General features: G+C 69.1%; 16 protein-coding genes. 11 read left to right on the top strand and 5 right to left on the bottom strand.

Annotation, left to right across the window (positions count from 1 at the left end; all coding sequences use genetic code 11):
• The gene (locus BFL28_RS08215; protein WP_069320102.1) at positions 1 to 1,188 is read left to right on the top strand and encodes a murein hydrolase activator EnvC family protein; all 1,188 of its coding nucleotides are present in this window, start codon (positions 1 to 3) and stop codon (positions 1,186 to 1,188) included.
• Between the two features lie 11 nt (positions 1,189 to 1,199).
• Here the strand turns inward: BFL28_RS08215 and gdhA are convergent, their stop codons facing one another.
• Positions 1,200 to 2,540 carry an NADP-specific glutamate dehydrogenase gene (gdhA, locus tag BFL28_RS08210; protein ID WP_069320101.1) on the bottom strand — a complete coding sequence of 447 codons (1,341 nt, stop codon included), beginning with the start codon at positions 2,538 to 2,540 and terminating at the stop codon, positions 1,200 to 1,202.
• Positions 2,541 to 2,722: 182 nt separating this feature from the next.
• Here gdhA and BFL28_RS08205 point away from each other — a divergent pair, with 182 nt between their 5' ends.
• From BFL28_RS08205 to BFL28_RS08170, 8 genes are all read left to right on the top strand, one after another.
• Positions 2,723 to 4,063 (top strand): S41 family peptidase, encoded by a 1,341-nt coding sequence (locus BFL28_RS08205; RefSeq protein WP_069320100.1) that lies wholly within the window; start codon positions 2,723 to 2,725, stop codon positions 4,061 to 4,063.
• A gap of 2 nt (positions 4,064 to 4,065) precedes the next feature.
• A complete protein-coding gene (locus BFL28_RS08200) occupies positions 4,066 to 4,545 on the top strand; it encodes a disulfide bond formation protein B (protein WP_277620999.1) in 480 nt (159 codons plus the stop codon).
• Positions 4,542 to 5,075, top strand: coding sequence for a demethoxyubiquinone hydroxylase family protein (locus BFL28_RS08195; protein WP_069320099.1), 534 nt, complete (start codon positions 4,542 to 4,544; stop codon positions 5,073 to 5,075). The genes BFL28_RS08200 and BFL28_RS08195 overlap by 4 nt, the downstream gene beginning before the upstream one ends.
• 11 nt (positions 5,076 to 5,086) lie before the next feature.
• Positions 5,087 to 5,491 carry a hypothetical protein gene (locus BFL28_RS08190; RefSeq protein ID WP_069320098.1) on the top strand — a complete coding sequence of 135 codons (405 nt, stop codon included), beginning with the start codon at positions 5,087 to 5,089 and terminating at the stop codon, positions 5,489 to 5,491.
• Positions 5,492 to 5,759: 268 nt separating this feature from the next.
• Positions 5,760 to 7,091 (top strand): hypothetical protein, encoded by a 1,332-nt coding sequence (locus BFL28_RS08185; RefSeq protein ID WP_241527268.1) that lies wholly within the window; start codon positions 5,760 to 5,762, stop codon positions 7,089 to 7,091.
• A gap of 81 nt (positions 7,092 to 7,172) precedes the next feature.
• Positions 7,173 to 8,420: a putative DNA modification/repair radical SAM protein gene (locus BFL28_RS08180; RefSeq protein ID WP_069320096.1), complete on the top strand. Its 1,248-nt coding sequence runs from the start codon at positions 7,173 to 7,175 to the stop codon at positions 8,418 to 8,420.
• Between the two features lie 62 nt (positions 8,421 to 8,482).
• Positions 8,483 to 8,965, top strand: a complete 483-nt coding sequence (locus BFL28_RS08175) for a hemerythrin domain-containing protein (RefSeq protein WP_069320095.1) — start codon at positions 8,483 to 8,485, stop codon at positions 8,963 to 8,965.
• Positions 8,966 to 10,453 carry a UdgX family uracil-DNA binding protein gene (locus tag BFL28_RS08170; protein ID WP_069320094.1) on the top strand — a complete coding sequence of 496 codons (1,488 nt, stop codon included), beginning with the start codon at positions 8,966 to 8,968 and terminating at the stop codon, positions 10,451 to 10,453.
• On the opposite strand, the gene BFL28_RS08165 is transcribed toward BFL28_RS08170, so the two are convergent.
• Positions 10,437 to 10,955 (bottom strand): DUF177 domain-containing protein, encoded by a 519-nt coding sequence (locus tag BFL28_RS08165; RefSeq protein ID WP_069320093.1) that lies wholly within the window; start codon positions 10,953 to 10,955, stop codon positions 10,437 to 10,439. The two genes, BFL28_RS08170 and BFL28_RS08165, sit on opposite strands and share 17 nt — an antisense overlap.
• A complete protein-coding gene (locus BFL28_RS08160; RefSeq protein ID WP_069320092.1) occupies positions 10,952 to 11,473 on the bottom strand; it encodes a ubiquinol-cytochrome C chaperone family protein in 522 nt (173 codons plus the stop codon). The genes BFL28_RS08165 and BFL28_RS08160 overlap by 4 nt, the downstream gene beginning before the upstream one ends.
• A gap of 145 nt (positions 11,474 to 11,618) precedes the next feature.
• On the opposite strand from BFL28_RS08160, the gene BFL28_RS08155 reads away from it, so the two are divergent.
• Positions 11,619 to 12,089: an outer membrane protein assembly factor BamE gene (locus BFL28_RS08155; protein WP_069320142.1), complete on the top strand. Its 471-nt coding sequence runs from the start codon at positions 11,619 to 11,621 to the stop codon at positions 12,087 to 12,089.
• 185 nt (positions 12,090 to 12,274) lie between these two features.
• Positions 12,275 to 12,793: an RcnB family protein gene (locus BFL28_RS08150; protein WP_069320091.1), complete on the top strand. Its 519-nt coding sequence runs from the start codon at positions 12,275 to 12,277 to the stop codon at positions 12,791 to 12,793.
• Positions 12,794 to 13,176: 383 nt separating this feature from the next.
• Here BFL28_RS08150 and pbpC read toward each other — a convergent pair whose 3' ends face one another.
• Together pbpC and BFL28_RS08140 are read right to left on the bottom strand one after the other, a co-directional pair.
• Positions 13,177 to 15,267: a penicillin-binding protein 1C gene (gene pbpC, locus BFL28_RS08145; RefSeq protein ID WP_069320141.1), complete on the bottom strand. Its 2,091-nt coding sequence runs from the start codon at positions 15,265 to 15,267 to the stop codon at positions 13,177 to 13,179.
• Between the two features lie 187 nt (positions 15,268 to 15,454).
• On the bottom strand, positions 15,455 to 17,473 hold the full coding sequence (locus BFL28_RS08140) for an alpha-2-macroglobulin family protein (RefSeq protein WP_069320090.1): 2,019 nt from the start codon (positions 17,471 to 17,473) through the stop codon (positions 15,455 to 15,457).
• Between the last annotated feature and the right edge of the window lie 112 nt (positions 17,474 to 17,585).

Here is a 17,585-nt window from a genome sequence, read left to right as displayed (position 1 = left end):
GTGCGCCGGCCGATCCTTGCCGCCGCCGCCGCCCTGCTTGCCGCGGCAGGCGCAACCGCGCTGCTCGCCCAGTCCCCCGATCTTGTTGATCAGCGCGCTCGCCTGGCCATCGCCAACCGCGCGGCGCAGGCGGCCGATGCACGGGCGCAGGCGCTGCAACGCGCCGCCGCCGCCGAGCGCGACGAAGCGCGCCGCGCCGGCACGCGCGAAGCGGCCGTCGCTGCCAGCATCCAGGCGGCTGAGGCACAGATCGCCGCCGCCCGCGCGCGCATTGCCATCGTCGATCGCATGCTCGCGCAACAGCGCGTTCGCCTTGCCGAGCAGCAAGGCCCGATCGCGCGGCTCGTCGCCGCGCTTCAATCGCTCGCGCGTCGCCCGGCGCTGCTCGGTCTCGTCCAGCCGGGCTCGACGTCCGATATCGTGCATGTCCGCGCCGCGCTCGGCGCCGTCGCGCCGGTGGTGCGCGCCCGCGCCGACGGCGTGCGCGGCGAGATCGATCGGACCCGCCGCCTGCGCGAAGGGGCGCAGCTTGCCGAGCAGAGCCTGCGCGACGCCCGCACCCGGCTCGAGGACGAACGGCTCGCGCTGGTGAAGTTGGAGGCGGAGCATCGCCTGCGCTCGGCCGATTACCGCCGCACCGCCATGGTCGAATCCGATCGCGCGCTGGCGCTGGGCGAACAGGCGCGCGATCTGGTCGATCTCATGGATTCGCTGGGCCAGGCCGCCCAGACCCGCGCCGCGCTCGAGGCGCTACCCGGCCCGCTCCCGCGTCCCGGCGGCGAGGACGAAGCCGCCGCCGCCGCGCCGCGCCGCAGCGCGCAACCGCCTTATCGCCTGCCGGTCGCCGGCCAGATCGTCACCGGCCTCGGCGAAGTCTCGGCCGAAGGCGTGCGCTCGCGCGGGCTCACCCTCGCGACCTGGCCTGGCGCACAGGTCGTCGCGCCGACCGGCGGGCGCGTCGTCTATGCCGGCCGTTTCCGCCGCTACGGCAACATCGTCATCCTCGACCATGGCGGCGGATGGACTTCGCTCGTCACCGGGCTTGATCGCCTCGCCGTGCGCGTCGGCGACGTGCTGATCCAGGGCAGCCCGCTCGGCCGCGCACCCCAGGCTGCCGAATCGCCGCGCATCGCGGTTGAACTGCGCCGCCAGGGCCGCCCGGTCGATCTCGCGCAACTGCTGGATTGACCGGGCGGGCGTCAGATCACGCCCTGGGCAAGCATTGCGTCGGCGACCTTGACGAAACCGGCAATATTCGCGCCGTTCACATAGCTGACCGTGCCGTCGGGCCGCGCGCCATAGTTCAGGCACGCGCGATGGATGCCGCGCATGATCTCCAGCAGGCGCGCATCCACTTCCTCGCGCGGCCAAGACAGACGCATCGCGTTCTGGCTCATCTCCAGGCCAGAGGTTGCGACGCCACCGGCGTTACTTGCCTTGCCCGGCCCGAACAGCGCGCCCGCAGCCTCGAACGCCGCGATCGCTTCGGCCGTGGCGGGCATGTTGGCGCCTTCGGCCACGCACATCACGCCATTGGCGATCAACATCCGTGCGTCCGCGCCGCTCAGCTCGTTCTGCGTCGCGCACGGCAGCGCGACATCGCATGCCACGCTCCATGGCTTGGTACTCGCCTCGAACCGCGCGCCGGTGCGCTGCGCATAGTCGCTGACGCGGCCATAATGGTGATTCTTGACGTCCTGCAGCTCGGCAAGCTTGTCGGGGGTGAAGCCCTCATCATCGATGATCGTCCCGCTCGAATCGGAAACGGTGACGACGATTGCGCCCAGTTCCATCGCCTTTTCGACGGCATATTGCGCGACATTGCCCGACCCCGACACCGCCACGCGAAGTCCTTCGATCGAGCGGCCGCTGTGAAGCAGCATTTCCTGCGCGAAATAGACGGTGCCATAGCCGGTCGCCTCGGGACGGATCAGCGAGCCGCCAAAGCTCAGCCCCTTGCCCGTGAACACGCAGTCGGCGCGGTTCGTGAGCTTCTTGATCATGCCGGCCATGAAACCGACTTCGCGTGCGCCGACGCCGATGTCGCCCGCCGGCACGTCGGTGTCGGACCCCACATGGCGGAACAGCTCGCTCGCGAAAGCCTGGCAGAATCGCATGACTTCGCCCGGGCTCTTCCCCTTGGGGTCGAAGTCGCTGCCCCCCTTGCCACCGCCCATCGGCAGGGTGGTCAGCGCGTTCTTGAACGTCTGTTCGAACGCCAGGAACTTGAGCACCGACAGGTCGACGGTCGGGTGGAAGCGAATGCCACCCTTGTAAGGGCCGATCGCCGAATTGTGCTGGATGCGATAGCCGCGATTGACCTGAGTCTCGCCGCGATCGTCGACCCACGCCACGCGAAAGATGATGATCCGCTCGGGCTCGACCAGTCGCTCGAGCAGTCCGTGCTCGGTATAACGGCGGTGCTGTTGCACATGGGGCCAGATGCTGTGCAGCACCTCGCGAACGGCCTGCAGATATTCATTCTGGCCCGGGTTCCGCCGGGCGATGGCATCAAAATGGTCGTCGAACGTTGCGGTCACTGAACTTTCTCCTGCGCCGGCTCGGTAGGGAAGGCAGGGCGCAGAATGCAAGAAAGTTTCACTGCGGGTGGCGCAGCTGAGCTAATCGTGCGCAGCCGTCCCGCAAGGGCGGACTTGCGCTTGTCGCTTTGCGGCACCGCCAATCCAGTCTATCCTGGGGGCAAACCCTGGAAAGTCGCGTCATGGTCCGTCCCTTCCTGCAAGTCACCGCCGCCGTCGGCGCGCTCGCGCTCGTGCCCATCACGACCGGCGCGATGGCGAATGTCGAAACCTCCAGCTACCGCGAGCTCGACGCGTTCATGGACGTGTACCAGCGGGTGAAGGCCGACTATGTCGAGAAGGTCGACGACAAGACGCTGATGAAGGGCGCGATCGACGGCATGCTTGCCGCGCTCGATCCGCACAGCTCCTATGTCGATGCCGCCGCGTTCGACAATCTGCGCCTCCAGACAGAGGGCAATTATGGCGGCCTCGGCCTTACCGTCACGATGGAGGACGGCGCGGTAAAGGTCGTCACCCCGACCGAGGATACCCCCGCCTGGCGCGCGGGCATCAAGGCCGGCGACTATATCACGCATATCGACGACAAGCTGCTTTACGGCGGCACACTGGACGAAGCGACCACCCAGATGCGCGGCGCGCCGGGGACGAAGATCACGCTGCGCCTCGTGCGGCGCGGGCGTGAAAAACCGATCGATGTCACCCTGACGCGCGAGACCATCGTGCAAAAGGCGGTGAAGTGGGAGGTCAAGGACGGCATCGGCATCCTCAACATCAACACCTTCAGCGCGACGACCGCGGCGGACATGAAGGCGGGCATCGCCGCGATCGAGCGCCAGCTCGGCGGCAAGCCCAAGGGCTATGTCATCGACCTGCGCGCCAATGGCGGCGGCCTGCTCAATCAGGCGATCGAGGTGACCGACGCCTTCCTCGCGCATGGCGAGATCGTCAGCCAACGCGGGCGCGACAAGTCCGATATCGAACGCTGGTATGCCAAGTCTGACGACCTGGCGCGCGGCCTGCCGCTGGTCGTGCTGGTCGATGCCGGCACCGCCTCGGCGAGCGAGATCGTCGCCGGTGCGCTGCAGGACCATCACCGCGCGCTGGTGCTGGGCGAAAAGACCTTCGGCAAGGGGTCGGTGCAGACGCTGCTTCAGCTTGGCCCGCGCACCGCGCTGCGGCTCACCACCGCCCGCTACTACACCCCGTCGGGCCGCTCGGTGCAGGAAGGCGGGATCGACCCCGACCTGCCCGTGCCGCAGCTCAGCGATCCCGACTACAAGACGCGCCCGACCTTCCGGGAGGCCGATCTGCGCCGCCACCTGATCAACGAGGCGAAGGTCGACAATTCGGTGCTGGAAGAGGACGACAAGACCGATCCGCGCTTCACTGCAACGCCCGAGCAGCTGAAGAAGCAGGGGATCGAGGACTTCCAGCTGCACTATGCGCTGCAGACGATCGCGCGCACCGCCGCGCCCGTCCGCATCGCGGCCGGCGGCGTGAAGAGCGGCGGGCGGCGCTGACCTTGCGCACGCCACGCCCGGCACACCGCACCGCGCAATGGCTGGCGCTGCTGCTCCCGCTCGCGCTGATGGCGGGCGCGCTCGGCAGCCAGTATCTGGGCGGACTCTATCCGTGCGAGATGTGCATGTGGCAGCGCTGGCCGCATTATGCCGCGATCCTCGTCGCGCTCGGCTCGTTCGTGGTTCGGCCGGCGCGCGTGCCGCTCGTCTGGCTTGCGGCGCTGCTCATCGCGATCAGCGGGGCGATCGGCGCCTTTCATGCCGGGGTCGAATATGGCTGGTGGGAAGGGCTGACGCGCTGCGCCACCACCATGGGCGGCGGCGCGGTCACGCTCGATTCCATCATGAACGCGCCGCTGATCCGCTGTGACGTCGCGCCGTGGAGCTGGCTCGGCATCTCGCTCGCCGGCTGGAACGCGATCCTTTCGCTCGGTGGCGCGTTGGTGATCGCAATCTTGATGTCGAAGAGTAAGCGGCGATGAAGTGGAAGCCGGGCGACCCGCGCCCCGATACGGCGGCAATGATCCGCGTCGATCAGGCGGGCGAATATGGCGCGACTCGCATCTATGGCGGGCAGCTTGCCGTGATGGGCGACCGCAGCGACGCCGCGCGCGCGATTGCCGGCATGGCCAATCAGGAGGAACGGCACCGCCGCTTCTTCGACGCGCTGATGATCGACCGCGGCGTACGGCCGACCGCCCTGCAACCGCTGTGGAAGGTCGGCGGCCATGCCCTGGGCGCAGTCACGGCGGCGATCGGCCCTGCGGCGGCGATGGCCTGTACCGTGGCGGTCGAAACCGAGATCGACCGGCACTATGCCGATCAGCTGGCGCAGCTGTCCGATGCCGACCCCGTGCTGGCGGACGCCGTGCGCGATTTCCAGGCCGAGGAACTGGAACATCGCGACGCGGCGCTGGCGGCGGGTGCAGAGACGGCGATCGCCTATCCGCTGCTTTCGGGCGCGATCCGGCTGGTTTGCCGCGCGGCGATCCAGCTGTCGAAACGGATTTGAGGAGGAAGCCCATGAAGACCACCTTGCTGGCCCTCGCCGGGATCACTGCGCTGCCGCTGCTGGCGATCGGCGTGCCGGGCTTCGCGCAGAACGCGCCGCAGGACGGCGTGCTCGTCATCTATGGCGACGACAAATGCCCGACCAATGCCGATGGCGACGAGATCGTGGTGTGCGTCCGCCGCCCGGCCGAGGAACGCTATCGCATCCCCAAGGATCTGCGCGATCAGGAAGTGAAGCGCGAGAATGAAAGCTGGGCCGTGCGCCAGCAGGATACGATGACCGTCGGCAACACCGGCATCGGCAGTTGCACCACCGTCGGCCCGGGCGGCGGCATCGGCTGCGGCGCACAGGAACTGCGCCGCGGCAAGGCCGAGGCGCGCCAGCGCAAGGAAGCCGAAAAGGTGCTGCCCGAATAAGCCGCGTGCCGGGGACGCGGACCGCTGCCGCCGCCGCTCTTGTCCAACCCCTGTTCCCCTGCGAAAGCAGGGGCCCAGGGTTGCGCGAGACACCGCAATCGACGCTGGGTCCCCGCGCTTGCAGGGGCTGATCCTCGACGCGGAGTAGCGCAAGATTAGCAACCTAGGGTCAGCTCGCCGCACCACCGCCGCGCTGCTTCTCGCGCTGGTCTGGCTGTCTTGCGCCTGGTTCGGATCCTGGCCGTTTAACCCCAACAATGCGACCCGGATGTTCGCCGCCATCGCCATTGCCGAAACCGGCGACGCGCGCATCGACGCGTTCGCCGACATGACGATCGACAAGGCCCGGTTCGACGGTCACTTCTACCTCGACAAGGCGCCGGGCATGACGCTGATGGCAGTCCCCGCCGTCGCGCTCGGCAATGCACTCACCGACATCCGGTCCAGCGACGTGCAGCGCGTGTTCGAAGGAGCCGGCCTCAGCCGGTATTTGACGCTACGCCAGCGTCTCGTCACGGCCGGCCTCGTCGCGCTGCTTACCGCGCTCGCGTCCGTCGCGTTGCTCGACCTGGTCGGCCGCGCCACGGGCAGCCGCGGCGCCGGCCTGTTCGCCGCGCTCGCCTATGCGCTCGGCGGCCCGGTCTGGGGCTGGTCCACCACCCTGTTCGGCCACGCGCCCGTCGCCGCCTTGCTTGTCCTTGCCACCTGGGCGGTCTGGCGCGGCACGGGCACAGCCGCCCGCCCCGCCCGCCATGCCGCGCTCGCCGGCGCGCTGCTCGGCTGGGCGCTGGTCATTGAATATAGCGCGCTGCTCACCGCGCTCCCGATCGCCTTATGGGCACTCTGGCGCAGCCGCCACTTGCCGGCCGCCGACAAGCGCCGCTGCTACCTGGTCGCCGCCGCCGCCGGAACCGCCGCCCTTCTCCCGCTGATCGGCTATAATCTCCTCGCCTTCGGCACGCCGTTCCGCCTCGGCTATTCGGGCGTGGTGGGGTTCGAAGGGATGCAGCAGGGGCTGTTCGGCCTCACCTATCCAAAGCTCGATGTGCTCTACGGAATCACGTTCGGCAGCCGCCGCGGCATGCTGTGGGTCGCGCCCGTCATGCTGCTCGCCCCATTCGGTTTCTGGACGCTGATGCGCAACCCGGCGACGCGCGACCTCGGCCTGCTCGCGCTCGCCGTCACGCTGGTCGCCTTTCTCTACAACGCCTCCTACGCCTATTGGGATGGCGGCAACTCGACCGGCCCGCGCCACGCCGTCCCGGCGCTCGGCTTTCTCGCCATCGCGTCCGGCGCGCTATGGGCCAGCGCCGACCGCTGGGAACGCGCGCTTGCCGCCCTGCTCCTCGCCGCCAGCATCGCGATCAGCCTCGTCATCGCCGCGACCGAGATCATGGCCCCGACCGACTATCAGGACCCGCTGCGCGACCTCATCTGGACGCGCCTGTTCCTGAATGGCCAGCTGCGCACGCTGCCCAGCGAGTTCTGGGGCTGGCAGCCATGGTCCGGCCTGCACCTCTACCTCGCGCTCGCCTCCCTGCTGTGCGTCGCGATCCTCTGGTCGCTTCGTCGCGAAAGGCGGTTGCGCCAGCATTGCTGAAGGGCGGTGCCGGCCCGCGTCAGCGATCAAAAGCTAAGCCTTTGACTCGACACGGGAAGCACCAGAACATATATTGAACGAATGGCCCAGCTCGACCTGCGCGAAAAGCTCGAAATCCTCGCGGACGCCGCGAAATACGACGCCTCCTGCGCGTCCTCAGGCACCGCCAAGCGCAAGTCCGCGGGTGGCAAGGGCATTGGCTCGACGGAGGGAATGGGGATCTGCCACGCCTATGCCCCCGACGGCCGCTGCATCAGCCTGCTCAAGATCCTGCTGACCAACAGCTGCATCTTCGACTGCCATTATTGCATCAACCGCAAAAGCTCGAACGTCCGCCGCGCGCGCTTCACCGCGCAGGAGGTCGTGAAGCTCACGCTCGACTTCTACCGCCGCAATTATATCGAGGGGCTGTTCCTCTCCTCCGGCATCATCCGCTCCTCCAACTACACGATGGAGCAGATCGTCGAGGTCGCGCGCTCCCTGCGTGAGGATCATGATTTCCGCGGCTATATCCACTTGAAGACGATCCCCGACGCCGATCCCGAATTGCTGCGCCAGGCCGGCCTTCATGCCGATCGCCTCTCGATCAATGTCGAGCTGCCCACCGTCGCCGGCCTCGCCCGCCTCGCTCCCGAAAAGTCCGCGCCCCGCATCGAAGGGGCGATGCGCGGCCTTCGGCAGGAGATCGAGGACAAGTCGGACGCTGCAAAGCGCTACCGCTCCGCCCCCAAATTCGCGCCCGCGGGTCAGTCGACTCAGATGATCGTCGGCGCCGATGCGGCAACCGACCGCGACATCGTTCAGCGCGCCTCCGGCCTCTACGGCCGGTTCAACCTGCGCCGCGTCTATTATTCGGCGTTCAGCCCGATCCCGGACGCCAGCGCCGTGCTCCCGCTGCAACGCCCGCCGCTGATGCGCGAACATCGGCTCTATCAATCCGACTGGCTGATGCGCTTCTACGACTATGGCCCGGACGAAGTCGCCGACGCCGCCGATCCCGCGACCGGCATGATGCCGCTCGACATCGATCCCAAGCTCTCCTGGGCATTGAAGCATCGTCATCGCTTTCCCGTCGACGTCAATCGCGCCCCGCGTGAGATGCTGCTGCGCGTGCCGGGTCTGGGGGTAAAGGCGGTGGACAAGATCATCCTCGCGCGGCGCTGGCGGCGGCTGAGCCTCGCCGATGTCGGTCGTCTCACGGTCTCGGTCGCCAAGCTGCGGCCCTTCCTGATCGCCGACGATTGGCGGCCGGTCACCCTGTCCGATCGCGCCGACCTTCGCCCGATCGTCGCGCCGAAGAAGGAACAGCTCGAGCTCTTCGCCGCTTGAGAATGAGTCGCGTCTGAAACAAGCGCAGCGCGCGGCGGTTGAGCGGGCAAAGGAGACCCTTCATGGCCGACGACCGCATCTTCCGGGACCTGAAAGCCGATCACGACCGCCACCGCGACCTGTTCGCCCGCATCGCGTCGAGCGACCCCGATGGCGAGGAGCGCGCGACCCTGTTCGAGGAGCTGCGCGTCGAGCTTCAGGCCCATGCCGCCGCGGAAGAGGAATCGCTCTACGCCACCATGCTCGCCAACCCGGACCTGCGCGACGAGGCGCGGCATTCGGTGTCGGAGCACAAGGAGATCGACGATTTCCTGGGCGAACTGGTCGAGGGCGATCCGTCGAGCGACGAATGGGCCAAGACCTTCAAGGACCTGCGCCACCGCTACCTCCACCATATCGACGAGGAGGAGGAAGAGATGTTCCCCGCCGCGTCCAAGGATTTGGACGAGGAAACCAAGTCGCGGATCGCCGCGGTGTTCGAGAAGCGCAAGCCCAAGGAGGTGGAGCGCGCCGAGGAAGAGCTGCCCGGGGATGCGCGGGAGTAGATGCGGTCCGTCGCGTTAGCTGCGCCGGATGATTTCGAGGGCTGGCGCGACGCCGCCCGTGCGCTGGCGGCCGCGCGGGTGCCACCGGGCGACATCGTCTGGCAGGTCGGTGAGGCCCCCGCCGACCTGTTCGGCGATGAGGGCGTGCTGACAGGCGGCGGCGAACAACTTCGCGTTCCCCGCCGCTTCGTCGAACTCGCCCGCGAAGTAATCCTGCATGGCGACCCGGAACGCTTCGCGCTGCTCTACACGCTGCTAACCCGCGCGCTCGCCAACGGCCATGTGATCGAAGACGGCGCCGACCCGCTCGTCCGCCGGCTCGAAACCATGGCCAAGGCGGTGCGCCGCGACATCCACAAGATGCGCGCGTTCCTGCGTTTCCGTGAAGTGCCGCACCAGCCCGCTCCCCCACCCCGCCACCCATCGGCAGGATATTCTGAAATGGGTGGCGGGGTGGGGGAGCGGGCTGGTGCGGCCGACTCCACATATGTCGCCTGGTTCGAGCCCGAGCACCACATCGTCCGCGCCAATGCGCGCTTCTTCGTCGACCGCTTCAACTCAATGCGCTGGTCGATCCTGACGCCCGAAGTGTCGTTGCATTGGGACGGCGCGACGCTGAGCGAAGGCCCCGGCGCGACCAAGGAAGACGCGCCGCAGGACGACCCAACCGAAGCGGTGTGGAAGACCTATTACGCCTCGATCTTCAATCCCGCGCGGCTGAAGACCGGGGCGATGCTCAAGGAAATGCCGCGCAAATACTGGAAGAACATGCCCGAGACCGCGCTGGTGGGCGAACTCATCAAGGGCGCACGGGCGCGAGAGGTGGCGATGGTCGAACAGGCGCGAACCGCACCGCCGCGTGCAACGGGCAGCAACAGCCAGTCCGCCTGGGCGGCGCTACGCGAAGAGGCGGCGCACTGCACGCGCTGCCACCTTTATGAGCACGCCACGCAAACCGTGTTCGGCGAGGGGCCGGTCGATGCCGCGCTGATGCTGGTCGGCGAACAGCCTGGCGATCAGGAGGATCTGGCCGGCCGTCCCTTTATCGGCCCCGCTGGCCAAGTGCTCGACCGTGCGCTGGCCGAGGCCGGGATCGATCGCGGCAAGGCTTATCTCACCAACGCGGTCAAGCACTTCAAGTTCGAGCAACGCGGCAAGCGCCGCATCCACGCCAAGCCGGACGCCGGCGAGATCAGCGCCTGCCGCTGGTGGATCGAGCAGGAGCGGCTGATCGTCCGTCCCCAGGTCACCATCGCGCTCGGCGCCACCGCCGCGCGCTCGCTGCTCGGGCGCACCGTCACCATCTCACGCGAACGCGGGTCGCCGATCGACTTGCCCGACGGTGGTGGCGAAGCCTGGATCACCGTTCATCCCAGCTTCCTGCTGCGCATCCCGGAAGAGGCGCGCAAGGCGCAGGAATATGAAGCCTTCGTCGCCGATCTGAAGGCCGCCGCCGCCCGGCTGCGCGCGTTCAATCCCGCTTCTTGAGCTTCGCCAGCGCCGCAAAGGGTCCGGTCGGGTTCTCGTCCTCGCTCAGCACACCCGCTTCGCGCAGCGCGGCCTCGGCGTTGGCACTGCGCGGAAATGGATCAAGCGCCAGCGCCAGCGTCTCCGCCGCCGCCTCGCCCAGGTCGATCGCGCCGCCGGTATAGAACACCGTGTCGCACTCGTCCTCGTTCAGCTCGACCTCGTCGCCCGTTTCCCCCGGCTCGGGCAGGAAGCGCAGGTCGAACGCCTCGTCGATCCGCGCCGGCACCGGCTCGCCCGTCACGCTGCAAGCCTGCACCACCGCGCCGGTCAGCGTGCCGCGCGCCAACACGCCCGCCGCATCGCGCCGCACGCCGAACTCTGCCTCCAGCCGCTCGATCGCGATCAGGCCGAACCGCTTGGCCAGCGCCGCCCGCTCGCCTTCGTCCGCGCTCAGCGCAACGCGCTTCTCGCCCTCGCCGATCGCGTCCAGCCGGATGGGCCGCGAAAACTCCGGGGTCATGCCGAGAGCCTGCCGGCCATCAGCGCGTCCAGCTCGACCTTCGCCAGTTCGCCATGCAGCGCGCGCAGCCTTGCGGCGACATGCGTAACCGCCGCCTCGCCCGGGTCCACCCCGCGATACAGGTTGCGCACCAGCGCATCCTCCAGGCTCGCTGCGCCGTTCAGCCCCTCGCGATACGCGGCCAGCCGCCCGCCGACCAGGCCCATGATCTTGCCGACGCGCTTGCCGACGATCACGTCGCCGACGCCGAACTGGCGCAGCTGCCCGTCCATGTCCTCGACGAAACATTCGGTCAGCCGCGCCGATGCCGCCGCCGCGGCGGGCGTGGGTTCGGCCTCCAGCCGCAGCATGACCAGCGCCAGCACGCTCGCGATCATGTCGAACCGCCCGTCAACGGTGTCGGGCACCGCGCCCGCGACATACCAGTCCGGCTCGCGCCCGATGCCGACGACCGCCGTATAGAGCGCCGCGGCGGGGTTCGCCGCCTTGCGCCCGGCCAATCGCTGCCACAATCCCATCGTAAAGCTCCACTTGCCCGGTTATGCGACCCCGCTTGTTCAACCGGGCTTGGCCGCATATTGAGGCGATTGGCGCGCGATGCAATGCGCGGGCCGACGAGTCTGATGGGCTGCGCGCAGCGTGTCCGTGCCGGAGAGTGCCAACATGAGTTCCGCCCGTTTCCTTGTCATCGCGCTCGCGGGCACCGCCCTGCTCGGCGCCGGCGCGTGCGCCCCGCTGCGCAGCTATCAGGGCTATGTCGTCGATGCCGATCTTGTGAACTCGGTGCAGGTGGGCGTGGACAATCGCCAGTCGGTGCTGGCGACGCTCGGCAAGCCGACGCTGACCAGCCAGTTCAACGACGGCGAATGGTATTATGTCGGCCGCGACAGCCGCAACTATGCGTTCAACGATCCCAAGGCGCGCAGCCAGACCACGTTGCGCATCCGCTTCGACGCCGCCGGCAACGTCGCCGAGATCACGCGCACGGGGGTCGAGCAGATCGCCTCGATCAATCCGTCGAACAAGACTACCCCGACGCTCGGCCGCAAGCGCGGCTTCTTTGAGGATCTGTTCGGCAATATCGGCACCGTCGGCGCGCCCGGCACCGGCGGACCCGGCGGCAACGGGCCGTAACGGGCATCCACGATTCCCATCCCGGCGAAGGCCGGGATCTCGTGCGACTCTTATCCCCAACGCCCCTTCAGCAACTTCTCAGCTTTCATTTCGCTGACAGACCCATTCCCGCCGCGTTCAGTCGCGCGGGGCTAGAGGATGTCTCACGCCGGGAGAGACCCGGTGCGACTCGAAGGAGGAGCAAGATGAAGAAGAAACTGATCCTGGCCGCGCTGATGGCCGCCGTCGCCACCCCCGCGATGGTGCCCGCCGCCTCGGCCCAGACCACGCGCGAAGTGCGCCGCGATCGCGAGCAACTGCGCGAGGAGCAGCGCGAACTGCGTCAGGCGCAGCGTTATGGCGACCGCCGCGACGTCCGCCGCGAGCAGCGCGACGTGCGTGAGGCCCGCCGCGACGTGCGCGATTCGGTCCAGGACCGCAACCGCGCCTGGGGCCGTGACGACTGGCGCGGCTGGCGCGACCGCAACCGCGGCGTCTATGCCCGCGGCAACTGGCGCGCGCCGTTCCGCTATTACGGCTTCCGCGAAGGCGTTCGCATCGCGCCGCAATATTATGGCAGCCGCTATTACATCAACGATCCGTGGCGCTACCGCCTGCCCCGGACCGCGCCGACCCAGCGCTGGGTGCGTCACTATGACGACGTGCTGCTGGTCGACGTCCGCCGCGGCCAGGTGATCCGCGTGATCCGCAACTTCTTCTGGTAAGCGCCTCTGTCCGGTTCGGCCCGTGCCGAGCCGGACTTCGCACCGGCCAGACTGCACAAAAAAGTGCCGCGCCGGCGGGTACGCTGCCGGCGCGGCTAAACCGAAGCCGGTCCCGAAAGGGATGGGACCAGAACACCGCAACGCGCGCGAGTCGGTAAAGTTCGATTCACCACGCGCTGCGGCGGGCGCCGGGCGCACTTCCTGCCGATCTGTGGCTCTGTGGCAACTTCTGGTGAGCCACAGGTCGGCGGGATGCGTCCGGCGTTTCGCGTTACGAGGCGTACCGGCCCGCTCCCCCGGCCGGGTATCCAATCGCAGGTTATTCTACGGGTGGCCGCGTGGGGGAGCGGGGCGGTTCGGCCATCGGCGCCGACCGATCCGGATCATCTCACCGTGAACAGCACCTGGTCCACCGCGCGCCCACTCGGTGCGACCAGCCGCAACCGGTGCCGCCCCGGCCCGGCCAGCACCATCGGCCGCGCATCCGCCGCGCCCAGTTCGCGGCCGTCCAACTCCAGCCGGTGCCCGGTCACTTCGCCCGCCACGGCGATCATCATGCGTTGCCGATCGATCGGAATATCGGGATCGATCGCATAGACGCTGCCCGATACGGGGCTGACGATCTTCGCGCGCCGCGCCAGCGCGGGTGCCGCCGCGACCCGGCTCATCCCCGTGCCGGCCAGAAAATATTCGCGGCGGGGCTGTTCGATTCCGGCCTCGAACCGCACCTGCCGCGCCTCGATCCCGCGCGGCATCGCCGGCGCCCGGCCTGGCCGCGCGGCATGCAGCGCCATCATCACGTCGCGCCACACCGGTGCCGCGCCGCTCGTGCCCGATACCGCGCGCATCGGATCGCCCTCCAGATTGCCGACCCACACGCCGACCGTGAACCGGTCCGAAAAGCCGATGCACCAATTGTCGCGCATCGCCTTTGACGTGCCCGTCTTCACCGCCGCCCAGAACGGCAGGCGCAGCGCCGATTCCATCCCGAACGTGCCGGCACGCGCATTGGGATCGGCCAGCATGTCGGCGACCAGCCACGCAGCCTGCGGCGTCGTCGTCGCCCGCGCCGCCTCGTTCGCGGCGCCCTTGCGGACCTGCAACGGACTCCACCGCCCGCCCAGCGCCAGGCTGCGATACGCCGCGACCTGCTCGATCAACGTCACCTCGGCCGACCCCAGCGCCAGGCTATAGCCATAATAGTCGCCATCCTGGGTTAGCCCGCGATAGCCGGTGTCCCACAACCGGTCGCGGAACGGCTCGACTCCGGTCAGCAACAGCGTGCGCACCGCGGGCACGTTCAACGATCCCGCCAGCGCCGCGCGCGCGCTCACCGGGCCCTTGAAGGCGCGGTCGTAATTCTGCGGCACGTACAGCCCCGACGCCGTATCCAGCTGCACCGGCGAATCATCCAGGATCGATGCCGGCGTCAGATACCCCTTCTCCAGCCCGAGCGCGTAAAGGAACGGCTTCAGCGTCGATCCCGCCTGGCGATAGCTTGCCGCCCCGTCGACGAAGGGCGCGGTCGACGCCCCGCCGATCCCGCCGACCCAGGCCAGGATCTCGCCGGTTGCGTTTTCGGCCACCACCACCGCCCCGTCGCGCGCACGCGTCCCCCCCAGCCCCTGCAACTGCCGCCGCAGCGCGCGGATGGCGAGCCGCTGCACATTCGCGTCGATCGTCGTCGCGACCTTGAGGCCGGGTTGAGCCAGCAGCCTGTTCGCCAGATGCGGCGCCAGCCCCGGATCGAGCGCCAGGCTGCGCGCCGGCCCCAGCATCGACGCCGCCGCCGCGGCAAACCGGATGCAGTCCTTCTCCCGCGCCAGCGCACATGCCCGCCGCGCGACCTCTTCGGCACCAGCGCGCGGGTTGGGCAACAGCGCCGCCAGCATCAGCCCGTCGTCGCGAGTCAGCGCGGCGGGCGTCTTGCCCAGCAGGCCCAGTGCCGCCGCGCCGATCCCCTGCGCCTCGCCGCGAAACCCGGCCAGGTTCAGGTACGCTTCCAGGATCTCGTCCTTCGACCATGCCCGCTCCAGCGCGGCGCCCGCGCGCATCTGGCGCAGCTTGTCCAGCCACCCGCGCGCGCCCGGCATGGCGAGGTCGGGCGCCAGATAGGCCGCGACCTGCATCGACAGCGTCGACGCCCCGCGCGTCCGCTCGCCCTCCACTCTGTCGCGCAGCGATCCGGCGACCGACCACCAGTCGATCCCGTGGTGCGCGCGAAAGCGCTTGTCCTCCGCCGCGACCAGCGCCGTCACCGCATCGGGCGCCACCTTGTCGAGCGGCACCCACGCCAGCCGCCGCGCCGCGAAGTCCACGCGCGAACTGTCGAGCAGCCGCCCGTCGCGATCGTACAGCCACGCTTCGGACGGCTTCCACGCGGCGATCGTCGCGAGATGCGAAGGCAGCGGCGGCGGCAGCGTCGCATAGTTCGCCGCCGCGTAGAGTGCCGCGAGCAACAGCACGCCCGCCATCGCGACCCGCGGGCCGCGCCACCACGCTCGATGCGTCGGGGCCTCGATGCACGTCCACAGCGAACGCAGCATCGTCAAGGACGCGAAACGCCCCATCCGTCCAATCTTCGTCATCCCGGCCTTGTGCCGGTATCCACCGCGCCACAAGTGATCGCCAGGCGGGGGTGACGGCCCGTATCGTCGCTCTTCACCGCTGCGCCACCACCATCGGCGCATTGGGCACCGCCGCGCGGATTTCCGGCGAGTACATCGCCTCGACCCGCGATGGCGGCAGCTGCAAGCGCCCCGCCGCATTCAGCCGCATCGTATAGCTCACCACATGCGTGCCGCGCGGCAGCCACGCGAAATAGCCGCGCCACGCGTCGCGGCCACGCTCGACATAGCTCGGCTGTGCGCCGTCGCCCGCTCCGCCCTCGGCCAGCATCTCCGACTGACCGCCCAGCGCCCCGATCACCGTCGCGCCGGCCGGCACCGGATCGGCCACCACCACCCAGTTGCGGTCGGCGCTCGCCGTCACGGTCAGCGTCACGCGGACCACGTCGCCCCGCGTCAGCACGCCCCTGGTCCTGGCCTGAACCACCTCGGTCTTCTTCGCCAGCGTATAGCCAGCGCTCAGCGCCTCGCGCAGCGGCCCCGCCGCCTTCACCTGCACCATGGCCCACGGCCCCGCCCCGCCCGTCTGGCCGAGCGTCAGCGGCGACGGGGCACTCGGCAGCGCGAACACGAACGTTCGCGCCGGATCGGGCAACGGCCACGCGCGCGATACGCTCTGCCCGCCCAGCGTGCCGGTGGTGATCCCCGCCACCGCGCTCGCCGGATAGAGCGCGGCAAAGCGCCGCGCCGCGACCACGCCCCAGGCATTGGCCGTCGTCGTGTCCCAACGCCCGCGTTGCTGGCGCAGCGCCGCGCCGACCATCATCTTCGGCCCCTCGCCGACAAAGCCCGGCCGCCCCAGCACCGCCGCCAGCGCCTTCATCACCGCTTCGTCGCCCGACGCCATCAGCCACCATGGCGAATTCGCCTTGTCAGACAGGTCGATCCGCGTCCCTTCATAGACCAGCCGCGTCTTCAGCACGTCCTCCGCCGCCGCGCGCAACTGCGGACCATTGGCCAGCCCCGGCACCCTGCCCATCGCCGCGATATAGTCTGCCAGCGTCGAGGTCGGCATGTCCTGCGGCGTCATGCCGATCTGTCCCAGCATCGCGCTCGTCGCCGCGCCCTGTCGCGCCAGCGCCGCGAACGCCGCCACCTTCTGCAGCCGCACATCGCCATAATCCTCGTGCCGCAGCCGCCCGTCGAGCACCGCCTTCAGCGCCTCGATCATCCGCGCGCGCGGCCCCTCCGGGATCGGCAACCCCGCCTCGGCGGCGATCGACAGCACATAGGCGGTCAGCGCCTCCGACCCCTTCAAATTGTCGGAGGGAAAATATTTGAGCAGCCCGTCGCCATCCAGATAGACCGGCATCTCCCCGGCGAGCGTATTCCACATGCCGCTGTCACCCAGCACCACCGCCTTCGACATGCGCTGCTCGAAACAGCCATAGGGATAGGCCGCCATGTAATCGCGCACCCCCTGCAGGGGCGGCGTCAGCGTATCGGTCAGCTGCACGGTAACGCTGCCGAACCCGGCCAGCGCCCCCGCCGGCGGCGCGATCGACACAGAGCCGCCCTCAGAACCATCAGCACCCACCCGCACCAGCGACGCCGCCCAGGTCTCGACCGGCACGGCCGGCGCGATGTCCTGCGCCACGGTGATCGCGTCGCTCGCCTTGCCGCTCGCGTCCCTGGCCGTCACCTTCCACTGCAGCTTGTCGATCCCGCGCGGCGCGGTCAGGTTCCACGCGATCGGCACCGCGCCGCCCGCCGGGATCTCCACCGTCAGGTCGCGCCCCCGCGCCACGCGCGGCGAGAGTTCGACGCTTGCCGTCACCGTCATCGCCCGGGCCGATCCGTTGCGCAGCGTGAACCCGGCCGAAAAGACGTCGCCGTCGCGCACCAGCGGCGGAAGCCCTGCGAAGATGCTCAGGTCCTGCGCGCTGCGGATGCTCGCCTCGCCCATCCCGAACGCCTGGCCCTTTGCGTCCAGCGCGATCGCGACCAGCCTGAACGCGGTCAGCGCGTCCGACAGCGGCACATCCACCCGTGCCGCGCCCTGCGCATCCAGCGGCACCTTGCCCCGCCACAACAGCACTGGCTGGAAGGGCATCGCATGGGCGTGTCGGTGAAGGCCGATCGCGACCGCTATGCCGCGCGCGATGTCGCGAAGGTGGCGTTGCAGGTGAAGAACCCGGACGGATCGGCCGCGCCCGACGCCGATG

The organism is Sphingomonas turrisvirgatae, assembly GCF_001721295.1.
Lineage (GTDB): Bacteria > Pseudomonadota > Alphaproteobacteria > Sphingomonadales > Sphingomonadaceae > Sphingomonas > Sphingomonas turrisvirgatae.
This window is presented reverse-complemented; position numbering and strand designations above follow the sequence as displayed.

Excerpts from the sequence above, each read along its gene's own strand:
- BFL28_RS08180 (WP_069320096.1), top strand. The coding sequence starts at position 7,173 with ATGGCCCAGCTCGACCTGCGCGAAAAGCTCGAAATCCTCGCGGACGCC.
- BFL28_RS08170 (WP_069320094.1), top strand. The coding sequence starts at position 8,966 with ATGCGGTCCGTCGCGTTAGCTGCGCCGGATGATTTCGAGGGCTGGCGC.
- BFL28_RS08165 (WP_069320093.1), bottom strand. The coding sequence starts at position 10,955 with ATGACCCCGGAGTTTTCGCGGCCCATCCGGCTGGACGCGATCGGCGAG.
- BFL28_RS08205 (WP_069320100.1), top strand. The coding sequence starts at position 2,723 with ATGGTCCGTCCCTTCCTGCAAGTCACCGCCGCCGTCGGCGCGCTCGCG.
- pbpC (WP_069320141.1), bottom strand. The coding sequence starts at position 15,267 with ATGGCGGGCGTGCTGTTGCTCGCGGCACTCTACGCGGCGGCGAACTAT.
- BFL28_RS08185 (WP_241527268.1), top strand. The coding sequence starts at position 5,760 with ATGTTCGCCGCCATCGCCATTGCCGAAACCGGCGACGCGCGCATCGAC.
- BFL28_RS08190 (WP_069320098.1), top strand. The coding sequence starts at position 5,087 with ATGAAGACCACCTTGCTGGCCCTCGCCGGGATCACTGCGCTGCCGCTG.
- BFL28_RS08160 (WP_069320092.1), bottom strand. The coding sequence starts at position 11,473 with ATGGGATTGTGGCAGCGATTGGCCGGGCGCAAGGCGGCGAACCCCGCC.
- BFL28_RS08150 (WP_069320091.1), top strand. The coding sequence starts at position 12,275 with ATGAAGAAGAAACTGATCCTGGCCGCGCTGATGGCCGCCGTCGCCACC.
- BFL28_RS08140 (WP_069320090.1), bottom strand. The coding sequence starts at position 17,473 with ATGCCCTTCCAGCCAGTGCTGTTGTGGCGGGGCAAGGTGCCGCTGGAT.
- BFL28_RS08175 (WP_069320095.1), top strand. The coding sequence starts at position 8,483 with ATGGCCGACGACCGCATCTTCCGGGACCTGAAAGCCGATCACGACCGC.
- BFL28_RS08155 (WP_069320142.1), top strand. The coding sequence starts at position 11,619 with ATGAGTTCCGCCCGTTTCCTTGTCATCGCGCTCGCGGGCACCGCCCTG.
- BFL28_RS08195 (WP_069320099.1), top strand. The coding sequence starts at position 4,542 with ATGAAGTGGAAGCCGGGCGACCCGCGCCCCGATACGGCGGCAATGATC.